General features: G+C 35.8%; 23 protein-coding genes and 1 other annotated feature. All 23 genes read left to right on the top strand.

The genetic code is table 11. From position 1 onward, the window contains the following. Positions 1-109 precede the first annotated feature (109 nt). Positions 110-1,267: a cell division protein FtsZ gene (gene ftsZ / locus MHI39_RS16505; RefSeq protein ID WP_058002565.1), complete on the top strand. Its 1,158-nt coding sequence runs from the start codon at positions 110-112 to the stop codon at positions 1,265-1,267. 247 nt (positions 1,268-1,514) lie between these two features. After that, positions 1,515-2,441, top strand: coding sequence for a sigma-E processing peptidase SpoIIGA (spoIIGA, locus tag MHI39_RS16500; protein WP_071976632.1), 927 nt, complete (start codon positions 1,515-1,517; stop codon positions 2,439-2,441). A 176-nt stretch (positions 2,442-2,617) separates the two neighbouring features. After that, a complete protein-coding gene (gene sigE / locus MHI39_RS16495) occupies positions 2,618-3,337 on the top strand; it encodes an RNA polymerase sporulation sigma factor SigE (protein ID WP_058002567.1) in 720 nt (239 codons plus the stop codon). A 141-nt stretch (positions 3,338-3,478) separates the two neighbouring features. Continuing rightward, positions 3,479-4,255: an RNA polymerase sporulation sigma factor SigG gene (sigG, locus tag MHI39_RS16490; protein ID WP_071976633.1), complete on the top strand. Its 777-nt coding sequence runs from the start codon at positions 3,479-3,481 to the stop codon at positions 4,253-4,255. A gap of 163 nt (positions 4,256-4,418) precedes the next feature. Next, positions 4,419-4,691 (top strand): YlmC/YmxH family sporulation protein, encoded by a 273-nt coding sequence (locus tag MHI39_RS16485; RefSeq protein WP_058002569.1) that lies wholly within the window; start codon positions 4,419-4,421, stop codon positions 4,689-4,691. Between the two features lie 428 nt (positions 4,692-5,119). Next, on the top strand, positions 5,120-5,938 hold the full coding sequence (gene pgeF / locus MHI39_RS16480) for a peptidoglycan editing factor PgeF (protein WP_071976634.1): 819 nt from the start codon (positions 5,120-5,122) through the stop codon (positions 5,936-5,938). After that, positions 5,939-6,616 (top strand): YggS family pyridoxal phosphate-dependent enzyme, encoded by a 678-nt coding sequence (locus MHI39_RS16475; protein WP_078109730.1) that lies wholly within the window; start codon positions 5,939-5,941, stop codon positions 6,614-6,616. It abuts the gene before it with no gap. A gap of 32 nt (positions 6,617-6,648) precedes the next feature. Further along, the gene (locus MHI39_RS16470) at positions 6,649-7,092 is read left to right on the top strand and encodes a cell division protein SepF (protein ID WP_058002572.1); all 444 of its coding nucleotides are present in this window, start codon (positions 6,649-6,651) and stop codon (positions 7,090-7,092) included. Positions 7,093-7,097: 5 nt separating this feature from the next. Next, entirely contained in the window at positions 7,098-7,358 is a 261-nt protein-coding gene (locus MHI39_RS16465) for a YggT family protein (RefSeq protein ID WP_071976636.1), read from the top strand. 256 nt (positions 7,359-7,614) lie between these two features. Continuing rightward, positions 7,615-8,391 carry an RNA-binding protein gene (locus MHI39_RS16460; RefSeq protein ID WP_078109729.1) on the top strand — a complete coding sequence of 259 codons (777 nt, stop codon included), beginning with the start codon at positions 7,615-7,617 and terminating at the stop codon, positions 8,389-8,391. A gap of 232 nt (positions 8,392-8,623) precedes the next feature. Then, a complete protein-coding gene (locus MHI39_RS16455; protein ID WP_058002575.1) occupies positions 8,624-9,130 on the top strand; it encodes a DivIVA domain-containing protein in 507 nt (168 codons plus the stop codon). Positions 9,131-9,176: 46 nt separating this feature from the next. Next, positions 9,177-9,413, top strand: a binding site (T-box leader). A 149-nt stretch (positions 9,414-9,562) separates the two neighbouring features. Beyond that, a complete protein-coding gene (gene ileS / locus MHI39_RS16450; protein WP_342539774.1) occupies positions 9,563-12,334 on the top strand; it encodes an isoleucine--tRNA ligase in 2,772 nt (923 codons plus the stop codon). Positions 12,335-12,469: 135 nt separating this feature from the next. After that, positions 12,470-12,751 carry a hypothetical protein gene (locus MHI39_RS16445; RefSeq protein ID WP_058002577.1) on the top strand — a complete coding sequence of 94 codons (282 nt, stop codon included), beginning with the start codon at positions 12,470-12,472 and terminating at the stop codon, positions 12,749-12,751. 104 nt (positions 12,752-12,855) lie between these two features. Next, on the top strand, positions 12,856-13,341 hold the full coding sequence (lspA, locus tag MHI39_RS16440) for a signal peptidase II (RefSeq protein ID WP_058002578.1): 486 nt from the start codon (positions 12,856-12,858) through the stop codon (positions 13,339-13,341). Further along, positions 13,313-14,218, top strand: coding sequence for an RluA family pseudouridine synthase (locus MHI39_RS16435; RefSeq protein WP_058002579.1), 906 nt, complete (start codon positions 13,313-13,315; stop codon positions 14,216-14,218). Before lspA ends, MHI39_RS16435 begins: the two co-directional genes overlap by 29 nt. Before the next feature lie 163 nt (positions 14,219-14,381). Further along, entirely contained in the window at positions 14,382-14,924 is a 543-nt protein-coding gene (gene pyrR, locus MHI39_RS16430; RefSeq protein WP_058002580.1) for a bifunctional pyr operon transcriptional regulator/uracil phosphoribosyltransferase PyrR, read from the top strand. A 178-nt stretch (positions 14,925-15,102) separates the two neighbouring features. After that, on the top strand, positions 15,103-16,422 hold the full coding sequence (locus MHI39_RS16425) for a solute carrier family 23 protein (protein WP_078109727.1): 1,320 nt from the start codon (positions 15,103-15,105) through the stop codon (positions 16,420-16,422). Positions 16,423-16,663: 241 nt separating this feature from the next. After that, positions 16,664-17,578, top strand: a complete 915-nt coding sequence (locus tag MHI39_RS16420) for an aspartate carbamoyltransferase catalytic subunit (RefSeq protein WP_342539770.1) — start codon at positions 16,664-16,666, stop codon at positions 17,576-17,578. Further along, positions 17,562-18,845 (top strand): dihydroorotase, encoded by a 1,284-nt coding sequence (locus tag MHI39_RS16415; protein WP_342539769.1) that lies wholly within the window; start codon positions 17,562-17,564, stop codon positions 18,843-18,845. The genes MHI39_RS16420 and MHI39_RS16415 overlap by 17 nt, the downstream gene beginning before the upstream one ends. Next, a complete protein-coding gene (locus MHI39_RS16410; RefSeq protein ID WP_342539768.1) occupies positions 18,845-19,936 on the top strand; it encodes a carbamoyl phosphate synthase small subunit in 1,092 nt (363 codons plus the stop codon). Before MHI39_RS16415 ends, MHI39_RS16410 begins: the two co-directional genes overlap by 1 nt. Beyond that, positions 19,929-23,141: a carbamoyl-phosphate synthase large subunit gene (carB, locus tag MHI39_RS16405; RefSeq protein WP_342539766.1), complete on the top strand. Its 3,213-nt coding sequence runs from the start codon at positions 19,929-19,931 to the stop codon at positions 23,139-23,141. The genes MHI39_RS16410 and carB overlap by 8 nt, the downstream gene beginning before the upstream one ends. After that, the gene (locus tag MHI39_RS16400) at positions 23,138-23,914 is read left to right on the top strand and encodes a dihydroorotate dehydrogenase electron transfer subunit (protein ID WP_342539764.1); all 777 of its coding nucleotides are present in this window, start codon (positions 23,138-23,140) and stop codon (positions 23,912-23,914) included. The genes carB and MHI39_RS16400 overlap by 4 nt, the downstream gene beginning before the upstream one ends. Next, positions 23,911-24,822 carry a dihydroorotate dehydrogenase gene (locus MHI39_RS16395; RefSeq protein WP_342539762.1) on the top strand — a complete coding sequence of 304 codons (912 nt, stop codon included), beginning with the start codon at positions 23,911-23,913 and terminating at the stop codon, positions 24,820-24,822. The genes MHI39_RS16400 and MHI39_RS16395 overlap by 4 nt, the downstream gene beginning before the upstream one ends.

Genomic DNA, 24,822 nt, shown 5'->3' with positions numbered 1-24,822 from the left:
AAGTTAATAATTAAAAAATGATATAAAATAATCAAATTGATATTTCGGATGTAGCCGTTTAAGAAAAAGAATATCTTGTTGAAATATGGACGAATTAGGAGGATCTGTCATGCTGGAATTCGATACAAATTTAGATTCATTAGCAACGATAAAAGTAATAGGCGTAGGCGGTGGCGGTAATAATGCTGTAAACCGTATGATCGAACATGATGTTCAAGGTGTTGAATTTATTGCTGTTAATACTGATGCGCAAGCTTTAAATCTATCAAAAGCTGAAATTAAAATGCAAATTGGTGCAAAATTAACGAGAGGATTAGGTGCAGGGGCTAATCCTGAAGTGGGAAAAAAGGCTGCTGAAGAAAGCAAGGAACAAATTGAAGAAGCTTTAAGAGGAGCAGATATGGTCTTTGTTACTGCTGGTATGGGCGGCGGTACAGGAACTGGTGCGGCACCTGTCATTGCACAAATAGCTAGAGATTTAGGTGCTTTAACTGTCGGTGTTGTTACAAGACCATTTTCTTTTGAAGGTAGAAAACGTGCAACACAAGCTGCAGGCGGTATTGCTTCAATGAAGGAAGCAGTAGATACCCTTATCGTTATTCCTAATGATCGATTATTAGAGATTGTTGATAAGAGTACTCCAATGCTTGAAGCATTCCGTGAAGCAGATAATGTACTTCGTCAAGGGGTTCAAGGTATTTCAGATTTAATCGCAACTCCAGGATTAATTAATCTTGACTTTGCTGATGTTAAAACGATAATGACCAATAAGGGTTCTGCACTTATGGGTATTGGTGTGGCAACAGGTGAAAATCGTGCTGCAGAAGCAGCGAAAAAGGCAATTTCTTCTCCACTTCTTGAAAAATCAATTGATGGGGCACAAGGTGTGTTAATGAATATTACTGGTGGAGTAAATCTAAGTCTTTACGAAGTTCAAGAGGCAGCCGATATTGTTGCTTCTGCTTCTGATCAGGAAGTAAATATGATTTTTGGATCAGTAATCAATGAAGATCTAAAAGATGAAATTGTTGTAACAGTGATTGCAACAGGATTTACAGAAGAAATTGGACAGCAAAAACCTGTAAGTAGACCATCCTTCGGTGTTGGACAGCAAAAGCAACCTGTTAATCCAACGGTTAAACGCGAACGTGAACGTGAACCAAAGCGTGAAGAAGTACAGGAACCTATTCGACAAGTACATCAACAAGTGGAGGATACTTTAGATATCCCTACATTTTTAAGAAATAGAAATCGTAGAAATCAATAGAAAGAAAGAATTGTCTAATAAGGGTTAACTCCCTTACCAGACAATTCTTTTTTTTATCCCCAAAATTCTTATGATAGCCCCTATTTAAGGTCACTAGATAGCGTATTTTAATTTGACAAAATTCGAACGAAATCTTGAAAACTTCTCTAATTTCCCATACAAGAAATGACACACTTCAAACAGGTATGTACGATACCATTAAGAAAAGCTGGTATGAATAAAAAACATAGCAATTGGGGGGATAGGTTTGGTCGTCTATATGGACGTGATATGGCTTTTAAACTTCATTGTAGACGTGATGCTACTCTGGATAACTGCCATTATAATGAAACGTCCAATATCAAAATGGAAGCTTTTACTTGGAGGTTTAATCGGATCTTTACTAATTGTTATGAGTCTGACTCCGTTATCAGCTTATGCAGGAAACCCATTCATCAAATTACTTTTTTCCTTCGTAATGGTCTTTACAGTTTTTGGTTATAAACGCTTTAAATATTTTATATCCAATGTTCTTACCTTTTATTTTGTTACTTTCTTAACTGGTGGCATTTTAATCGGAGTTCATTATTTTATTCAATTTGATTTTCAATTGCAAAGTTCAGTTTTATTAGCATCAGTTAGAGGATTCGGTGATCCGATTAGTTGGCTGTTCATACTATTTGGCATTCCAATTGCGTGGTATTTCTCTAAGAAAAGGATTGAAACATTTGAAATAACGACCATTCAATTTGATCAATTAGTAGATGTCATGGTCGAGATAAATGGAGTTTCTATTCAAGTGAAAGGTCTTATAGATAGTGGAAACCAGCTTTACGATCCATTATCAAGGCAGCCTGTAATGATCATCTCAACCCAATCATTTAGAAATCAGCTTCCTACGGAAATTATAGAGGCTACAGAGCATTCAGAGAATTTTTTGCAAGGGAAAACGGAATTACCTTCCGAATGGAGTGAAAGAGTTCGATTCATACCTGCAAAGACTGTTAGTAAAGGAAATCAACTTTTGCTTGCGTATAAACCCGATCAAATGATAATTCAAAAAGATCATGAAAGCTGGAATGTACAAAAAGCGTTAATATCATTTTCAAATCATGCCTTATCAAGTGAAGATGTATTCCAATGCATCGTTCATCCCAAAATGTTAACAGGAATCTCAATAAAATCAGTATCTTAAACGCGGGCTGCTTTCATATTGTTTGTTGCTTTTGTATAAGCCCTGCTGCCTGCTATTCCAACTAGGCTTTATTGGTTCTTAGAAGTTTGTAGCTCTTGCCTAAACGAAAAAAGGTAAATTCAATTGTTTACTATAACTATACTCCTAAGATTATCTATTTAGAAGGAGGACATGAGATGAAAAAATTAAAAATAAAATTATCTTATTATTGGTACAAAGTACTTTTAAAATTGGGGTTAAAAACAGATGAGATCTATTATATTGGTGGAAGTGAAGCATTGCCACCACCCTTGACAAAAGAAGAGGAGGAAGTTTTATTAGAAAAGCTGCCAAAAGGTGATATGGCTGCACGATCTTTGCTTATTGAAAGAAATTTAAGATTAGTTGTATACATTGCCCGAAAATTTGAAAATACAGGTATTAATATTGAGGATTTAATTAGTATCGGAACAATTGGATTAATAAAAGCAGTAAATACCTTTAACCCCGAAAAGAAAATAAAGTTAGCTACATATGCATCAAGATGTATCGAAAATGAAATTTTAATGTATTTGCGGAGAAATAATAAAATTCGATCAGAAGTTTCCTTTGATGAGCCATTAAACATTGATTGGGATGGGAATGAATTGTTATTATCAGATGTTCTTGGTACCGAAGAGGATATTATTACAAAAGACATCGAAGCAAATGTGGATAAAAAGTTATTATTTAATGCTCTGCACCAATTATCTCCACGTGAAAAGCAAATCATGGAGCTCAGATTTGGTCTACTCGGGGGAGAGGAGAAAACACAAAAAGATGTAGCAGATATGTTAGGTATTTCACAGTCATATATATCAAGGTTGGAAAAAAGAATCATTAAACGATTAAAAAAAGAATTTAATAAAATGGTTTAAAAAAATATTTTTTTAAAACGCTATTTCTATCAGTAATTAGAGGATTTAACCATCTATCACAAATTTCATTTCATGCATAAATTTCCCACCCAAGGAGATACTTAATTTTGAACAGCAGCTCCTATAAGGGGGGGAAAAGACTTGAAGCGAAATAAAGTTGAAATTTGTGGGGTCGATACATCAAAGCTTCCTGTGTTAAAAAACGAAGAGATGAGAGAATTGTTAAAAAAAATGCATGAAGGAGATTTATATGCAAGAGAGAAGCTTGTAAACGGTAATTTAAGACTTGTATTAAGTGTTATTCAGCGTTTTAATAACCGTGGTGAGTATGTAGATGATCTTTTTCAGGTAGGATGTATTGGACTAATGAAATCAATTGATAATTTTGATTTAAGTCAAAATGTGAGATTTTCTACTTATGCGGTGCCAATGATTATTGGAGAAATACGTAGATATTTACGTGACAATAATCCAATCCGTGTCTCAAGGTCACTACGAGATATTGCTTATAAAGCGCTACAAGTACGAGAAAAACTTATGAGTAAAACATCGAGGGAGCCCACAGCAGAAGAAATAGCAAAGGTATTGGAAGTACCACACGAGGAAATTGTATTTGCTCTTGATGCAATACAAGATCCAGTATCCTTATTCGAACCTATCTATAATGATGGGGGAGACCCTATTTATGTAATGGATCAGCTAGGTGATGAAAAAAATCGTGATACGAATTGGGTGGAAGAAATTGCTTTACAAGAAGGGTTGCGCAGGTTAAATGACCGAGAAAAACTCATTATTAGAAAACGATTTTTTCAAGGGAAAACGCAAATGGAAGTTGCTGAAGAAATTGGTATTTCCCAAGCTCAAGTATCACGTTTAGAAAAGGCTGCCATTAAACAAATGAATAAGAATATCCAATAGTAGGACAAGTATCCCGTTTTTAGCGGGGTACTTGTCCTACATTATTTTAATGAAAGCTATTTTATTCTTTTGGCAAGATCAACTAAAGCCATTCCTAAAAAAATCAACTAAAGCATATACATGTAATATCATTGATTGGAATGATTTTTAAGGAGTGGTAAATTTGGTGAGAATATCAGAATTCCAAGTTAAAGATGTGGTGAGTATTTCTGATGGCCGAAAATTAGGAAATGTGGGTGATATTGATATTAATCTAGATACAGGAAAAATAGAAAGTATTATCGTTGGAGGTTCTGGGAAAATACTAGGTTTCTTCGGGAAAGAGGAGGAATTTATTATACCATGGAGTAATATTGTAAAAATTGGCGCGGACGTCATTCTTGTTAGATTTCGTGATCAAAATTACATGCAACAACAATTATCAGAACCGAAATAATCAATGATTGGGTTTGAGACAGATTATCCTCTTCTCTGACTGTTTATCTGTCTCAGGCACTAGTCCTGAGACACATTATTCAGTTTTCAGTCCTATTATGTGTCACAAGCACTGGTCTCGAGACACATTTTTTAGTTCTTAGCCCATTTATGTGTCTCAATCCCTGTTCTTGAGACACATTTTTTAGTTCTCAGCCCATTTACCTGTCTCAAGCACTGGGCCTGAGACACATTTTTCTCCTCAATTCTTCTTTATGTGTCTCAAACACCGATCTTGAGACACATTATCCACTTCAATTCCTCTTTATCTGTCACAATCTCTTCTTTTACAAGTGATTTGATTTACAGTTTTTGAATGAACCAAAACGTAATCTGTGATAAACTATAAAAAAGAATCTAAGGTTAAGAACCTTATTAGGAGTTACGATTATGAGCGAACCTTTCCAAAAAAAAGAGAAAGAGTTTTTTATCATTGAAAATTGGAATCAGATAAATTCCCGGCTAATTGCTGGATTTACAACAAAGCTAGGCGGCCAAAGTGAAAAACAGTTTGCCTCATTAAATTTTGGGTTTCATGTAGGTGATGACCAAAAGAGTGTACAATCAAACCGGAAACTACTTTCCAAGAAGCTTGGATTTACTCTTGATCATTGGATAGGAGCCGAGCAAACACACGATACATATATTGCAAAAGTGGATCATGCTGATGCTGGAAAAGGAGCACTTGATTATTCAAGTAGTATCCAACGAACTGATGGACTATATACAGGTGAAGAAGATATTCTTCTCACTCTTTGTTTTGCTGATTGTGTGCCCTTATTCTTTTACGCGCCAAATCATCATATTATTGGCGTAGCTCATGCAGGCTGGAAAGGAACAGTAAATGGGATCGCCAAAGAAATGGTTGATAAATGGAATCAGGAAGGAATTAAACCAGAAGAAATTAACGTGGTAATTGGTCCATCTATTTGCAAAAATTGTTATATCGTCGATGATCGAGTGATTGAGAAAGTAAATACTTGGGTAGAAGATGATTGTCCATACCAAGAAATATCGGATGGACAATATCATTTAGATTTAAAAAAATTAAATCAAATGATTCTTTTAAAATCAGGAGTTAAATTGGAAAATATTGAACTCACTAATTATTGTACGAGTTGTGATCATCAAGAATTTTTTTCTCATCGACGTGATCATGGAAAAACAGGAAGAATGCTTAGTTTTATTGGTTTGAAAGGAGATATTTAAATGAAAGTGGTTGAAAATCTTTCAATCATTAATGAAAAAATTAAAGCAGCATGTGAAAGATCTAATAGAAACTCCGAAGAAATTAAACTTATTGCAGTTACGAAATATGTGACTACTGAACGTGCACAGGAAGCACTTCAGGCAGGGGTTAAAAATTTGGGGGAAAATCGTGATGAAGGTCTATTAAATAAATGGGAAACAATAGGAAACGATGCAGTTTGGCATTTCATAGGCTCTTTGCAAACTAGAAAAGTCAAAAATATTATTGATAAAGTATCTTTTATTCATTCTCTAGACCGACTTTCTTTAGCTGAAGAAATAAATAAGCGTGCCAATAAGCAAATATCTTGCTTTGTACAGGTTAATGTATCAGGGGAAGAATCTAAGCATGGCATTAGTCCGGAGAATGTGGTAAATTTTATACATGATTTAAAAGATTTAGAAAACATTAAAGTGATTGGTTTAATGACAATGGCACCTTTGACTGAAAATGTAGAAATCATTCGTCAAAGTTTTCGTGGATTGAAAGAACTTCAAGTGAAAATTCAAGAATTACAGCTTGATTATGCACCATGTAATGAATTATCAATGGGAATGTCTAATGACTATACAATAGCAATTGAAGAAGGTGCTACATATATTCGAATTGGTACGTCATTAGTTGGCGATGAAGGATGAAATAAGCAGGTCATCTTATAGGAGGTGTGAACATGGGGATAAAAACAAAGTTGAAATCATTTTTTTTATTAGATGATGAATATGAATATACAGAAGAAGAAAAGATGGATAGTGAGCCAGAGCGGGAACAATATACAAAACCTGCTAATCAGAGGCAAAATGTAGTGAGCCTCCAAAGTGTTCAAAAGTCTTCATCTTCTAAAGTGATTTTATTTGAACCAAGGGTTTATGCAGAAGCTCAAGATATTGCAGATCATTTAAAAAATAGACGAGCTGTCGTTGTTAATTTGCAAAGAATTGAGCATGATCAAGCCAAAAGAATTATAGATTTCTTAAGTGGTACAGTTTATGCAATTGGTGGAGATATCCAAAGAATTGGGACGGATATATTCTTATGCACTCCAGATAATGTAGAAGTATCAGGGAATATTTCCGATTTAATTCAACATAGTGAATTTGATTCGAGGTGGTCTTAAAAGGAATGGCATTAATAGTAACTATTTTATTAGAAGCAATTAAAATTTACTCGTATATTATTATTATTTATATTTTTATGTCATGGTTTAATGCTCAACAATCTTCTATTGGACAAATTTTTGGCCGAATTTGTGAACCCTATTTAGAACAATTTAGACGGTTTATTCCACCTATTGGAATGATTGATATTTCTCCAATTGTAGCTATTATCGTATTAAGATTAGCTAGCTATGGACTTAGCCAGATTTATTATTGGACCATCTAGGTAGTAATCATACTACCTTTTTCTTTTTGGCTCTTTTCTCAAACATTGTTGATATTAAGTAAAGTTTTAACGAAAAATCATCAACTCAAGAGCGTTACACCCTCCTTTTCACAGAGAAAAGAGCTGCAAACTCCATATGAATCGCTGGATTCCTTTATTGAGTGTAAAAGTCGGTTGTTTGGCTTTTACACAACCAACAAACTATACGAAAACAGTCTTCTTTTTCTATAGTAATCAATAAGTATAAGAGGTATTTATGGATAATATATATCAACATTTTAGATCAGAGGAAAAAGATTTTATTGATCAAGTCATTCAATGGAAACAGTTTGTCGAAGATCGTTATGCACCTAAGTTAGTTGATTTTTTAGATCCTCGGCAAATACATATTCTGAAGTCAATCATTGGCAATGAACAAAGTGTGAAATACGGGATTTTTGGTGGGAATTCTGATTGTGAGCGAAACAGAGTTCTCCTATATCCAGATTACTATTCCCCATCGCCTGAAGATTACCAAATTGCTTTACTAGAAGTAAAATATCCATCCAAATTTGTTACATTGACGCATCGACAGGTGTTGGGGACGCTTATGTCTATTGGATTAAAACGAGAAAAGTTTGGAGATATTTTATGCCAAAATGAGCGTATACAGTTTTTTATAGCAAAAGAATTATTGGATTATATTAAGCTTGAGTTCCGACAAATCGGTAAAACATCCATTCAACTTCTAGAAATCCCGTTAAGTGATGCAATTTCAACTGGGGAAGTTTGGCAAGAAATTCAAACGACAGTGAGTTCACTACGTTTGGATGCAGTTCTATCTTCTGTATACAATATTTCTAGACAAAAAGCCCAAACGCTTATAGCCCATGGTTTGGTGAAAATAAATTGGCGAATTGTGGAACAATCAGCTTTTATTTGTGAAGAAGGGGACGTATTGTCTGCAAGAGGACATGGAAGGTGTAAGCTGCTTTCATTTGACGGGAAGACCAAAAAAGAAAAATGGCGAATAAAAGCTGGTGTGTTGAAATAATTTGAAAAAGTTGCAGGAAAATCCCCACAAACTGTCGAATATCGGTATAATAGAGTTAGGAGTTCAACCGTCTTAACTTGAAGTTTTTTACTTTCAGGGGCTAGCGTTGAAGCTAAAGGCAAGCGCCTTGATATCTATTGAATATAGATAAAAATGTTTTCTGGTCTTGTTTATAGGACTTAATCATAAAGTTATTAAAGATTAAATTTGAATACATTGTGGAGGTGGCAGAATGCCTTTAACACCATTGGATATACATAATAAAGAATTTAGTAGAGGTTTTCGAGGGTACGATGAGGACGAAGTAAATGAATTCCTCGACCAAATTATTAAGGATTATGAAATTATCATTCGTGAGAAAAAAGAGTTGGAAGAAACGTTAAACTCTCTTAATGAACGCTTAGGACATTTTACCAACATAGAGGAAACACTGCATAAATCCATAGTTGTTGCCCAAGAAGCGGCTGAGGAAGTTCGTGGCAATGCGCAAAAGGAATCGAAGTTAATTATTAGAGAAGCTGAGAAAAATGCAGATAGAATTGTAAATGAAGCATTGTCAAAAGCTAGAAAAATTGCTTTAGAAATTGAAGAATTGAAAAAGCAATCAAAGGTATTCCGTACAAGATTTAAGATGTTAATCGAAGCTCAATTAGATTTGTTAAAAAATGATGATTGGGACCATTTAATGGAATTTGAAATTGATGCTACAGAATTAAATCTTGAAGAAGAAATGAAATAATCTTGACGAAATGAAATTATTTCACATATAATTTATAAAACTAATATTTTAAACGATGACAGGGACAGTACAATTATTTACAGGTCTTATTATATAAAGCGAACCAAGGATAGTGAAAGCTTGGTATAAGCAAATAATTGGAACATCACCCTAGAGTTCTTGAATTGAACACCTTTATGGTCAGTAGATAATAGCGAATCATTCACGATACGAATGCTAAGAGGCGGATAATCTATGATTATCTACTAGGGTGGTACCGCGGGAAAACCTTCTCGTCCCTTTACAGGGATGTGAAGGTTTTTTTGTTGTTTAAACATATCCATACAAAAGTAAGAAAAAGCCTATAGAATAGTTCTAAATAGGCAATGATGTGTATAGTGAATTCGGGATTTTTCAAATTGTTGGTCCCTATGATATCAAGGAGGAAGTAACATGGATTATAAAGATACGTTATTAATGCCAAAAACAGAATTTCCAATGCGAGGAAACCTTCCTAAACGCGAACCGGAAATTCAAGAAAAATGGAAGGAACTTAATATCTACGAAAAGGTGCAAGAGCATACAAAAGGTAGACCATTATTTGTCCTTCATGATGGACCTCCATATGCTAATGGCGATCTTCATATGGGGCATGCATTAAATAAAACATTAAAAGATTTTATCGTTCGATATAAATCAATGACAGGATTCAATGCTCCTTATGTTCCTGGCTGGGATACACATGGTTTGCCAATTGAACAAGCGTTAACGAACAAAGGTGTCAAACGTAAGGAAATGTCTGTTGCCGAATTCCGTAAACTTTGTGAGGAATATGCCTATCAACAAGTTGATAATCAACGTGAAGCATTTAAACGTTTAGGTGTACGTGGTGATTGGGAAAATCCATATATCACTTTAAAGCCTGAATATGAAGCACAACAAATTAAGGTTTTTGGTGAGATGGCTAAAAAAGGATATATTTATAAAGGAATGAAACCTGTTTACTGGTCTCCTTCTAGTGAATCAGCTTTAGCCGAAGCAGAAATTGAATATAAAGATATTAAATCTCCATCTATCTATGTTGCCTTTGAAGTAAAAGATGGAAAAGGTGTATTAGAAGCTAATACAAAGATTATTATTTGGACGACGACACCATGGACAATTCCGGCCAATTTAGGAATTGCTGTAAATCCGGAAATTGACTATGTAGTAGTAAGCGTTAATAACGAAAAATATGTAATTGCGAAAGCATTACTAGAAACGGTTTCTGAAGTTTTAGAATGGGAATCCCCTGAAATTGTTCAAACAGTTACAGGAAAAGAGCTAGAATATGTAGTAGCTAAACATCCATTATATGATCGAGATTCATTAGTAATTTTAGGTGACCATGTTACTACAGAATCTGGTACTGGATGTGTTCATACAGCTCCAGGTCATGGGGAAGATGATTTCCTTGTAGGTAAAAAATATGGGTTAGATGTTTTATGTCCAGTTGATGATAAAGGTGTTTTAACTTCTGAGGCACCTGGCTTTGAAGGATTATTCTATGATAAAGCAAATAAGCCGATTACAGAGAAGTTGGAGGAAGCTGGTGCATTACTTAAATTAAACTTCTTCACACACTCATATCCGCATGATTGGAGAACGAAGAAACCTGTTATCTTCCGAGCTACTGCGCAATGGTTTGCATCTATTGATAAGTTCCGTGAAGAACTTTTACAAGCTATAAAGGAAGTAAAATGGGTACCAACTTGGGGTGAAACACGCCTATTTAATATGGTCCGTGACCGTGGCGATTGGTGTATTTCAAGACAACGTGCGTGGGGTGTACCAATCCCGGTATTTTATGGGGAAAATGGTGACCCGATCATCACTGATGAAACAATCGAGCATATCTCTAATTTATTCCGTGAGCATGGGTCAAATATTTGGTTTGAACGTGAAGCAAAGGATCTATTGCCTGAGGGATTCACACACCCAAGTAGTCCAAATGGGGAATTTACAAAAGAAACAGATATTATGGATGTATGGTTCGATTCAGGTTCATCCCATCAAGGTGTACTAGTTGAACGTGATGATCTTCAGCGTCCTGCAGATCTTTATCTTGAAGGATCTGATCAGTACCGTGGATGGTTTAATTCATCATTAACTACTTCTGTTGCAGTTTCAGGTCAAGCACCATATAAAGGTGTTCTAAGCCATGGCTTCGTCCTTGATGGTGAAGGCAGAAAGATGAGTAAGTCATTAGGAAATGTGATCTTGCCTGGAAAGGTAGTCAATCAACTAGGAGCAGATATCATTCGTTTATGGGTAGCATCTGTTGACTATCAAGCAGATGTTCGTGTATCCGATGCTATTTTGAAACAAGTATCAGAAGTATATCGTAAGATTCGAAATACGTTCCGATTCTTATTAGGAAATTTATCAGACTTTGATCCTGCAACTGATAAAGTTAAGTATGAGGACCTTCGTGAAGTGGATCAATTTATGCTTGTGAAATTAAATAATTTAATTAAACAAGTTCGAAATGCTTATGAAGGTTATGAATATTCAACGATCTACCATAATGTGAATAATTTCTGTACTCTAGATTTAAGTTCATTTTATTTAGACTTTGCAAAAGATGTATTATATATTGAAGCAAAAGATAATGAAGAACGTCGGGCAATGCAAACCGTTCTATATGAATGCTTAACAACTTTAACTAAGCTCTTAACACCGATTCTTCCGCATACGGCTGATGAAGTTTGGGGCTATATCCCTGGCATTGAAGAAGTTAGTGTTCAGCTTACTAATATGCCTGAATATGTTGAAATTCCAAATGCTAAGGAATTAGAATTAAAATGGGAAAATTTCTTAAAATTACGGGATGATGTTCTAAAGGCACTAGAAGAAGCACGTAATGAAAAAGTTATTGGAAAATCATTAACTGCAAAAATCACTGTATATGTGAATGATGAAATGAAACAATTATTAGATTCCATTTCTGAAAACATGAAGCAATTATTTATTGTTTCTGGATTTGAGGTAGGTGGAGCGATCGCTGATGCTCCTGAAAATGCTGTAAAACTTGAACATGCAGCAATTGTTGTTGAAAAAGCTGAAGGTGAGACATGTGAACGCTGCTGGATTGTAACAACTGAAATAGGTAAGGACGAGAATCATCCAACATTATGTCAGCGTTGTGCTTCAGTTGTTAAAGAATCTTATGAAAATGTTCAATAAAATAATTGCTAAAAAACCCTTGAAGGTAAATCTTCGAGGGTTTTCTATTTTATGTAACTACATGAAAGACTTACTCCATCATCATTTTCAAGATTCGGGTAAACTAACAATAATTCATTAAAGGAGGGAATATCAATGTGCCGCAATGATGATCAATTATTTTATTTACTTCATGATCTAAAAGCTGAATTAAGTGCATATGAGACAAAGGACGAATTAATTAAAGACATGATTAATGAAGAATTAAAAGATATTCATACAGCCCTTTCTAAATGGAATAAAGGTAATTATGGAAAGTGTGAGCACAGTGGTGATCCAATCCCGAAAGAATGGCTGGAAACAATACCTACATTGAAATCCTCAGATGAATGGAATCAACTATGGTCATATGGGAAAATATCCATACCTTATAGTTGAGTACATCTTAAACTTTTCTAAAATCCCCCTGTATGCTACAATTCAAAAGAAGAAACGTAAAACTATATAATTATAATGAAAAAGTAGATACGGGGGTATCCTTTGTGATTTATTACATACTGGCTTTATTTGTAATTGCATTAGACCAAATAACAAAAATGTTGGTCGTTAAAAATATGGAAATAGGAGAAAGTATTAATATTATTGAAGATGTATTTTCCATTACCTCACATCGAAATCGAGGTGCAGCATGGGGGATTTTAGAAGGCCAAATGTGGCTGTTTTATTTGATTACCATCATTGTTGTTGGTGGAATTATTTATTATCTTTATAAATATGCAAAAGGAAAACCCTTATTAGGAATCAGTCTTGCCTTTATGTTAGGGGGGGCAATTGGGAATTTTATTGATCGATTAATTCGCCAAGAAGTAGTGGATTTTCTTTATGCCAGAATTATTGATTTTCCAATTTTCAATATTGCAGATGCAAGCCTAACGATTGGTGTGATTCTACTACTTATTCAAATGCTTATAGAAGAGCGTAAATCAAAGGAGAAAACATATGGGAAAAATGGAACACATCATTCTTGAAAGTGAGAATAACGAACGTATCGACAAGATTATTTCCACTTTGAATGCAGAATGGTCCCGTTCACAAGTTCAGCAATGGATTAAAGATGGACATGTTAAAGTAAATGGAAAACAAATTAAAGCAAATTATAAATGCACGACTAATGATCAAATTGTCATTGATATCCCTGAACCAGAGATCCTTGATGTTCAGGCAGAAGAAATGAATTTAGACATTTACTATGAGGATGGGGATGTACTCGTTGTAAATAAACCAAAAGGAATGGTTGTTCATCCAGCACCAGGACATTTAACAGGTACACTAGTTAATGGCTTGATGGCACATTGTAAGGATCTATCGGGTATTAATGGAGTGTTAAGACCTGGTATTGTACATCGAATTGATAAAGATACATCAGGATTATTAATGGTGGCTAAAAATGATATGGCACATGAAGGACTGGTTAATCAATTAGTCGATAAATCAGTGACACGTAAATATTTCGCCATCGTTCACGGAAATGTCCCTCATGATTATGGAACAATTGATGCACCTATTGGACGTGACCCAAATGATCGTCAAAGAATGACTGTAGTTGATAATGGAAAACAAGCTGTGACCCATTTTCGTGTATTAGAACGATTCAATCAATATACATTTATTGAATGTGAATTAGAAACAGGACGTACTCATCAAATACGTGTCCATATGAAATATATAGGTTTCCCATTAGTTGGTGATCCTAAATATGGTCCTAGAAAAACATTGTCAATCGGTGGGCAAGCATTGCACGCAGGTATCCTAGGGTTCATTCATCCTCGGACGAAACAATATATTGAATTTGAGGCCCCATTACCAGAGGAATTTGAAAAACTGTTAATCGAGCTAAAAAGATAAGGTTGACAAATTAGTTATCTAGTATTAATCTATTAATAACTTAATATCCCCTTTAATACAGTCCTGTGAGGCTGGGAAGGAAACGGATAGTTGATTCAATTGTAAATTCGTAGACCCTCTCGCCGACAAGGTGAGAGGGTTTTTAATTTGTGAGGTGGAAAAATTGTCTCAAAAAGCTATCGTTCTTGATCAGCAAGCAATTAGAAGAGCACTTACTCGTATAGCTCATGAAATTATTGAGCGCAATAAAGGGATACAAGACTGCATTTTAGTAGGAATTAAGACAAGAGGTATTCATATCGCAGAGCGTTTAGCAGAAAGAATTGAACAAATTGAAGGCCGTCCTATTGATGTAGGGGTTTTAGATATCACATTATATCGTGATGATTTATCGAAAAAAAATGAAGATGCTGAGCCTGAAGTAAAGGGTTCCCATATTCCTAGTGAAATTAATAATCGTAAAGTCATTTTGGTAGATGATGTATTATATACTGGAAGAACTGTCCGTGCTGGAATGGATGCATTGATGGATATTGGCAGACCCTCCCAAATTCAGCTAGCTGTATTAGTTGATCGAGGTCACCGTGAACTTCCAATACGTGCAGATTTCATCGGTAAGAATATACCAACCTCAAGCAGTGAAAGAATTGTTGTAGCCCTTGAGGAAGTAGATGAATTAGATCAAGTAAGTATTTATGAAAACTAAATAAAAACCTTTTAAAAGCAGTCCAGAGAGGCTGACAAAGGTGGAAACTTTCTATTGAACCATTATGTTGTTCGATAGGTTGTCTAGCCCTCTTTGTAGCTTCTTGCTATAAAGAGGGTTTTTATTTTGACTGAAGCACAAATTATAGGAAAACTTAATGTAAGGGAGATTGAATCTTATGGGGAGAAATCCAGATATCGTACTAGATATACATGATAAACCAAATAAAACACAATGGATTAGTTTAAGTATTCAACATTTGTTTGCGATGTTTGGATCAACTGTTTTAGTTCCGCTTCTAGTCCACTTGAGTCCAGCAGTTGCACTTGCTTCAAGCGGACTAGGAACTTTAGCATATATTCTTATTACTAGAGGTAAGGTTCCTGCTTATTTAGGATCTTCCTTCGCTTTTATTGCCCCCCTAATTAGTGCTAAGGCATTAGGTGGTCCAGGAGCAGCCATGTTGGGAACCTTCTTCGCTGGAATCATATACGGTTTGGTCGCTTTGCTTATAAATAAATTAGGTTATCGATGGTTAATGAGACTCTTGCCTCCTATAGTAGTGGCACCAGTTATAATCGTCATTGGATTAGGCTTGGCAGGAACAGCAGTTGGCATGGCAATGTATGAAAATCCTGGTGCAGCATCACAAGATCTTGTCTATAGTACTAAGCATATCGTTGTTGCATTATGTACGATTGCATTCATTGTGATTAGTTCCACCTACTTCCGCGGATTCCTAAAACTAATTCCTATCCTGATCGGGATTGTTGGCGGATATATTGTCTCAATTTTTGCTGGATTGGTTGATTTTTCGGGAGTTATCCAAGCAAAGTGGATAGCATTACCTGATTTTGTTATTCCGTTTGTGTCATATGAGCCAAAATTTTCTTGGGAAGTCGTAATGCTTGTCGTACCGGTTGCCATCGTAACCTTGTCTGAACATATTGGCCATCAAATCGTATTAGGTAAAGTGGTAAATAAAGATTTAGTTGCAGACCCTGGATTGGACAGCTCCTTACTTGGTGATGGAGTATCAATCATTATTGCTTCACTCATTGGTGGACCACCTACAACCACATATGGTGAAAACATTGGTGTTTTAGCCATCACACGGGCATACAGTGTGTATGTAATTGGTGGTGCAGGTGTTTTTGCACTAGCATTTAGCTTCATTGGAAAGATTAGTGCCTTACTGAGCTCTATACCAACAGCAGTAATGGGAGGAGTATCTATTGTCTTATTTGGAACGATTGCAGCGAGTGGGTTAAGAATGCTTGTTGAACACAAAATCGATTTTGCTGATAATCGTAATCTACTGATTTCATCTGTCATCCTTGTTATAGGTATAGGAGGTGCGTTCATCAGGTTTACAGATAAATTTGAACTTTCAGGAATGGCATTAGCAGCTATTCTAGGAGTCATACTCAATCTTGTATTGCCAGGACGTCCAAAGGAAGATGAAGAGTTAGATTTATTTGGAGAAGTAGAAAAGTAAAAAGGAGATCACCTTTTAAGAAAAGTCCAGAGAGGCTTACAAGGGTGTTATATTAAATATGTCCATTTATACTGATTAATGAAGACATATTTAAAAAAACACCCACCTATTTGGTAGGGTGTTTTTTTACGCACTCAATTTATAAGAATTAGCTGCTTATTTGTTTCGATATTTAAAATTTAAATTTTATTTAATCGTGTAGAAAAACAACTTGTGTGTGTATAAAAAGGAGGACTTATCGATGTGTCACCTATTAACAATGTCAGATTTAACAAATGAAGATATTAACGAAATTTTGCAGGATGCCGAGTGGTTTTGGAAGGGAAATACATGGACTACACCGCAAAAAATGTATTCCGTAAATCTATTTTTTGAGCCAAGTACAAGAACAAAGTGTAGCTTTGAAATGGCAGAAAGAAAATTAGGGATGGAGATTATTCCTTTTGAAACGAATACATCGAGTCTTCATAAAGGTGAGACATTATACGATACTGTTAAAACATTAGAAGCGATAGGGGTTGACTTAGCCGTTATTCGTCATAATCAAGATCATTACTATCGAGAGCTAATTCCAAATATAAGGATCCCTATCATAAATGGCGGTGACGGTTGTGGACAGCATCCTACCCAATCACTTTTAGATTTATTCACAATTAAACAGGAGTTTGGAACGTTTAAGGGATTAAATATTACGATTATTGGAGATATATCTCATAGTCGTGTAGCTCGTTCGAATATGGAAGCATTAACTAAACTAGGCGCGAATGTAACATTCTCCGGTCCACCAGAATGGTTTGATCATTCATTCTCTTTAGGGAACTATGCTCCTATTAATCAAGCAATAGAACACGCAGATGTAGTGATGCTGTTACGGATTCAGCATGAAAGACATCAAGGTAAATCCTTTTACTCTGCAGAACAATATCATGACCAATATGGCTTAACTGTAGAACGTGTGAATAGGATGAAAAATGGGAGCATTATTATGCATCCAGCACCAATCAATAGAAATGTTGAAATTGCAGATGAATTAGTAGAATGTAAGAAATCTAGAATCTTTAAGCAAATGGAAAACGGTGTATATATTAGGATGGCTGTATTAAAGCGAGCAGTAGAACATTCATTAAGGGGTTGTTTACATGAATTACATAATTAAAAACGGATATATCTTAGATGAGAACAATAAGGAAGTATTTGTGGATATTCGAGTACAAGATGGCGTAATAAAAGAAATGGGGACTAATTTAGAAGTAAATGGAGAGAACATTTATGAAGCAAATGGTTGCTTAATTGCGCCAGGCTTTATCGACTTACATATTCATTTAAGGGAACCAGGTGGGGAACATAAAGAAACAATAGAAACTGGGACAATGGCAGCAGCTAAAGGAGGGTATACAACGGTGGCTTGTATGCCAAATACGAAGCCAGTTCCTGACACACCTGAACAAATGGAATGGTTGATGAACAGAATAAACGAATCAGGTCATGTAAAAGTATTACCTTATGCATCTATTACAATAGGTCAACTAGGGGAGGAACTAACGAATTTTTCTGGTTTAAAAGAAAAAGGCGCGTTTGCTTTTACTGATGATGGAGTAGGTATTCAAACAGCTGGAATGATGTTTGAAGCTATGAAACGTGCAGCAGCTATTAATATGGCAGTCGTAGCACATTGTGAAGATAATTCTCTTATATACGGAGGAGCTGTTCAAGAGGGTGAGTTTTCAAAGAAATATGGCGTACCTGGTATTCCTTCGGTATGTGAATCTGTACATATAGCCAGAGACATTCTACTCGCTGAAGCAACAGGTTGTCATTATCATGTATGTCATATAAGTACAAAGGAATCTGTACGAGTAGTGCGAGATGCAAAAAAAGCAGGGATCAATGTTACTGCAGAAGTAACCCCACATCACTTACTTTTATGTGAAGAAGATATTCCTGGTATCGATACTAATTATAAAATGAACCCACCTCTTCGTAGTAAAGAAGATCGTGAAGCTTTAATAGAAGGCTTATTAGATGGAACAATTGATTTCATTGCGACAGATCATGCACCTCATACAAGTGAGGAGAAGGGAAAAGGAATGGAACATGCACCATTTGGTATTGTTGGGTTAGAAACAGCATTTCCATTACTTTATACTCATTTCGTTGAAAAAGGCATTTTTACATTAAAACAATTAATTGATTGGTTGACAATCGCACCTGCTAGGGCGTTCCAACTTACATCCGGGAAACTTGAGGTCGGCGCAACAGCGGATATTACTGTAATCAATCTAGAGCAAAAAGAAGAGATTAACCATTTAGAATTTAAATCCAAAGGAAAGAATACACCATTTTCGGGATGGAATTGTAAAGGGTGGCCTATTGCAACCTTTGTAGATGGAAAATTGAAATGGAATGTCGGAGGTGCACAGTAATGAAAAGACAACTCATATTAGAGGATGGTACCGTGATGATCGGTCAAGCATTTGGGAGTAATGAAACGACATTTGGTGAAATCGTATTTACAACCGGAATGACAGGCTATCAGGAAACGATTACTGATCCATCCTACTGTGGTCAAATTGTTACATTAACCTATCCACTTGTTGGTAACTATGGGATAAATCGTGATGATTACGAGTCAATTCAACCAGCAATTAAAGGGTTGATTGTGAAGGAAGCTGCAGATTTTCCATCAAATTGGCGAAATGATATGAGTTTAGATGAATTTTTAAAAATAAAAAATATCCCCGGTATTTCTGGGGTGGATACGAGGAAATTAACAAGAATTATACGTAAACACGGGACGTTAAAAGGGGCAATTTGCGCTGATACTGTAAATCCTAATGAAATAATCAAACAATTACTAGAAGATAACACACCCAATAATCAGGTTGAACAGGTATCGACTAAAAAACCATATCCAAGTCCAGGTAGAGGACATCATGTAGTATTAGTAGATTTCGGCTCTAAACATGGGATTTTACGAGAGTTGAATAAAAGAAATTGTGACGTTACAGTTGTTCCATATAACACAAATGCGGAGGAAATTCTTGCATTAAAGCCAGATGGAGTCATGTTATCTAATGGTCCTGGAGATCCAAAGGATGTTCCAGAAGGTGTTGCAATGATACAAGGCTTATTAGGGGAATGTCCCATTTTCGGGATTTGTTTAGGTCATCAATTATTTGCATTAGCAAATGGGGCAGATACATATAAATTAAAATTTGGCCATCGAGGTGCAAATCATCCAATTAAAGATTTGAAAACGGGTAGGATATATTTCACATCACAAAACCATGGATATGCGGTTAGCGAAGAATCTATTCATTCGACACACTTAAAAGTCACTCAAGTCAATTTAAATGATAGTACAATTGAAGGTCTCGAACATGAATTGTATCCAGCATTTACTGTTCAGTATCATCCAGAAGCAGCACCAGGACCAGAAGATACGAATTTCTTATTTGATCAATTTTTATTATCTATTGAGAAATGGAAAGGAACGGTGAAGCAGCATGCCTAAACGTACGGATATAAAGAGTATCTTAGTAATTGGATCTGGGCCCATCATTATTGGTCAAGCGGCAGAATTTGATTATGCAGGGACACAGGCTTGCTTAGCATTGAAAGAGGAAGGATATCGTGTCATACTTGTGAATTCTAATCCGGCAACGATTATGACTGATACCGAAATTGCAGATATTGTTTATATTGAGCCCATTACATTAGAGTTTGTTACTCGAATCATACGAAAAGAAAGACCTGATGCGATTCTGCCTACATTAGGTGGTCAGACAGGATTAAATATGGCGATGGAACTCGCACAAGCAGGGGTATTAAAAGAGTGTAATGTAGAAGTATTAGGTACGAAATTATCAGCTATTAAACAAGCGGAAGACCGTGATGAATTTCGGAAGCTGATGAAAGAATTAAATGAGCCAGTACCGGAAAGTGCAATCGTCCATAGTTTGGATGAGGCTGTGGAGTTTGTAGAAAGGATCGGTTATCCAGTCATCGTTCGTCCTGCGTATACATTAGGTGGTACAGGTGGTGGAATTTGTGAAAGCGAGGAAGAGTTAATTGAAATAGTCACAAGTGGACTAAAAAACAGTCCAGTTCACCAATGCTTACTAGAAAAAAGTATTGCTGGCTACAAAGAAATTGAATATGAAGTGATGCGAGATTCAAGAAACAATGCTATTGTTGTGTGCAATATGGAAAATATTGATCCAGTTGGTATACATACAGGTGATTCCATTGTAGTTGCACCTAGTCAAACATTAAGCGATAGAGAATATCACTTACTTCGGAATGTTTCCTTGAAAATCATTCGTGCACTAGGAATTGAAGGTGGATGTAATGTTCAGCTTGCCCTTGATCCGTATAGCTTTAACTACTATATTATTGAGGTGAATCCTCGAGTTAGTCGTTCCTCTGCATTAGCCTCAAAGGCTACAGGCTATCCAATTGCCAAGCTTGCAGCTAAAATTGCAATTGGATTGAGTTTAGATGAAATGATGAATCCGGTAACTGGAAAGACATATGCATGTTTTGAGCCTGCACTTGATTATATTGTAACAAAGATACCTCGTTGGCCATTTGATAAATTTGAATCTGCTAACCGTCGATTAGGCACACAAATGAAAGCAACCGGTGAGGTCATGGCAATAGGGCGTACACTGGAAGAGTCATTATTAAAGGCCGTTCGATCCTTAGAGAGTAATATACATCATTTAGATCTATTGGGTGCAGACAATTACAGTGATGAAATCATTGAAAAAAGGATAAGAAAAGCTGGGGATGAAAGAATTCTCTATATAAGCGAAGCGATTCGTAGAGGTACTTCCATCGAAACTATACATGAATGGAGCAAAATTGATCTTTTCTTTTTACATAAAATCCAGAAAATTATTCAGTATGAGAAACGATTAATCAATCATCCCTTTGATCTTGAAATTGCTACAGAAGCAAAAAAATTAGGTTTTTCAGATATTAAGCTAGCTGAGCTTTGGAAAACGGAAGAACAAACGGTTTATAATTGGAGAAAGAAAAACCGTTTACTTCCCGTATATAAAATGGTTGACACATGTGCGGCAGAATTTGAATCAGAAACTCCTTATTTTTATGGAACCTATGAGGAGGAAAATGAATCGGTTGTTACAAATAAGAAAAGTGTCATCGTTCTAGGCTCAGGTCCTATTCGAATAGGACAGGGAGTAGAATTTGATTATGCAACAGTCCATTCTGTTTGGGCGATACAAGAAGCTGGTTATGAAGCGATCATCATTAATAGCAATCCTGAAACAGTTTCCACAGATTTTAGTATTTCAGATAAGCTATACTTCGAACCTCTAACAATCGAAGATGTCATGCATATTATCGATTTAGAAAAGCCCGAAGGTGTCGTGGTTCAATTTGGAGGTCAAACAGCGATAAATCTTGCACAAAGCTTAGTGGAAAGAGGGGTGAAAATTCTCGGTACATCATTAGAAAGCTTAGATCGTGCAGAAAATCGTGATAAATTCGAGCAGGCTTTACAACAATTAAATATCCGTCAACCACTTGGCAAAACAGCATTTTCAGTTGAAGAAGCAATAACCATTGCAAAGGATATAGGTTATCCAGTGCTTGTTCGTCCATCTTATGTACTCGGTGGTCGTGCAATGGAAATTGTCTATCAAGAAAAAGAATTATTTTACTATATGCAACATGCTGTACAAGTGAATCCAGAACATCCTGTCCTTATTGATCGATATCTAGTAGGAAAAGAAGTCGAAGTAGATGCCATTTCGGATGGAGAGAATATTATCATTCCTGGAATTATGGAGCATATCGAACGTGCTGGAGTTCATTCTGGAGATTCAATTGCTGTATATCCTACCCAAAGTATCTCAAAACAGATGAAAGATAGAATTGTGGATTATACGACAAGGCTTGCAAAAGGACTTAATATTATCGGTCTTTTAAATATACAATATGTCATTTCAAACGATGAATTATATGTTATTGAAGTTAATCCACGTTCAAGTAGAACGGTACCATTCTTAAGTAAAATTACAAATATTCCAATGGCGAATGTTGCAACAAAAGTGATTCTAGGCTTTAAATTAACTGATCTAGGTTTTGAAACAGGATTGGTTGAGGAGAAAGAAGGGGTGTTTGTAAAGGTACCTGTTTTCTCTTTTGCCAAACTTAGAAGTGTGGATATTACTTTAGGCCCTGAAATGAAATCTACAGGTGAGGTAATGGGGAAGGATCGTACAATTGAAAAAGCACTTTACAAAGGATTTATAGCTTCAGGCATGAAGATACACAATTATGGAACTGTCCTTTTTACTGTGGCAGATAAGGACAAACATGAAGCTATCCAACTTGCTAAGCGTTTTGATGCGATCGGATTTACTCTTATGGCAACGAAAGGTACGGCAAAAATTTTACAAACAGAAGGATTAAACGTTGAAATTATCGATAAAATTGGATCTGTGGGTGTAACTCTGTTAGATATGATCCGAAATGGAAAAGTCCAAATCATTATTAATACATTAACAAAAGGGAAACAGCCAGAAAGAGATGGATTTCGAATTCGAAGAGCGGCAGTTGAAAACAATATTCCTTGTTTAACATCTTTAGACACTGCTGAAGCCATTCTAAGAGTATTAGAATCCATTAATTTTTCATCAGAAGCAATGCCAACAAGTCAAAATCGAAAAGATGTGGTCCTACAATGATTAAACAAGAGAATATGAAAATAGTATCCCAAAAGGTAATTGCAACAAATATATTTGAATTAGTACTAGAAGGAGCTCTCGTTAGCGAGATGAATCAACCAGGTCAATTTGTCCATCTACGCATCAATGATACAATGGATCCATTACTAAGAAGACCAATTAGTATTGCAAGCATAGATGCGGAAAACAATCGATTTACGATGATTTATCGAGCGGATGGTAAAGGTACACAAATTTTATCTCAAAAAAGATCCGGAGAAACAATCGATGTGCTTGGACCATTAGGAAATGGATTTCCTATGGAAAGAAAAAAAGGAGAACGGGCACTTTTAGTGGGTGGAGGAATTGGTGTTCCTCCCCTTTACGAACTATCAAAACAGCTAGTTGCAAAAGGTGTAGAGGTTATACATATTCTAGGGCACGAGACAGCAACTAAAGCATTCTATTACGATGAATTTACACAATTAGGAGATACATATATTGCAACTGTCGATGGCACATTGGGAACTAAAGGTTTTGTTACAAATGTGTTAGAAAATGAAAATATCCAATTCGATTGTTTTTATTCATGTGGTCCCACGCCAATGTTGAAAGCATTGGAAAATATGTATCCAGAGGTTGAAGGCTATATATCTTTAGAAAAGAGAATGGGCTGTGGGATTGGTGCCTGTTTAGCGTGTGTTTGTCATTTAGTAGATGATTCAACGGGAACAAAATATCGTAAAGTTTGTAGTGATGGACCTGTTTTCCGTATTGGAGAGGTGATCATATGAATCGTTTAAATATAGATTTGCCAGGATTATCATTAAAGAATCCGGTAATGCCTGCATCAGGATGCTTTGGTTTTGGGAAAGAATATAGTCAATTTTATGATCTAAGTCAACTAGGCTCAATCATGATTAAAGCGACAACTGCAGAAGCTAGATTTGGCAATCCAACGCCGCGTGTAGCGGAAACGCCAGCTGGAATGTTAAATGCCATTGGGTTACAAAATCCAGGACTTCTATCTGTTTTGGAAAATGAATTACCTTGGCTTGAACAATATGATGTTCCAATTATCGCCAATGTAGCGGGTTCTCAAGTAGAGGATTATGTAGAAGTTGCAGAAGCGATTTCCAAAGCTCCGAATGTGAAGGCATTGGAATTAAATATTTCTTGTCCAAATGTGAAAACAGGAGGAATCGCATTTGGAACCATTCCAGAAGTTGCAAAAGATTTAACAAAGAAAGTTAAAGCTGTTTCCGATGTTCCTGTTTATGTTAAGTTGTCACCAAATGTTAGTAATATTGTTGATATGGCTAAGGCAGTAGAAGAAGCCGGAGCGGATGGATTAACAATGATCAATACACTCTTAGGAATGAATATTGATATACGAACTGCAAAACCTATTTTGGCTAATCGGACAGGTGGGTTATCTGGACCAGCAATTAAGCCTGTAGCCATACGAATGATTTATGAAGTAAGTCAAAGAGTGTCAATTCCGATTATAGGTATGGGTGGTATTCAATCGGTTGAAGACATCATTGAATTTTTTTACGCAGGGGCAAGTGCAGTGGCTATAGGAACAGCAAATTTTATCGATCCCTTAATATGTCCAAAATTAATTAAGGAGCTTCCGGAGAAATTAGATGAATTAGGAATTTCTCATATATCAGAACTCATAGGAAGGAGCTGGAAATAA

Origin of the sequence: Heyndrickxia sp. FSL K6-6286 (genome assembly GCF_038630395.1) — a bacterium.
GTDB lineage: Bacteria > Bacillota > Bacilli > Bacillales > Bacillaceae_C > Heyndrickxia > Heyndrickxia oleronia.
The sequence above is the reverse complement of the archived record's forward strand: the minus strand, read 5'-3'. Positions and strand labels throughout refer to the sequence as shown.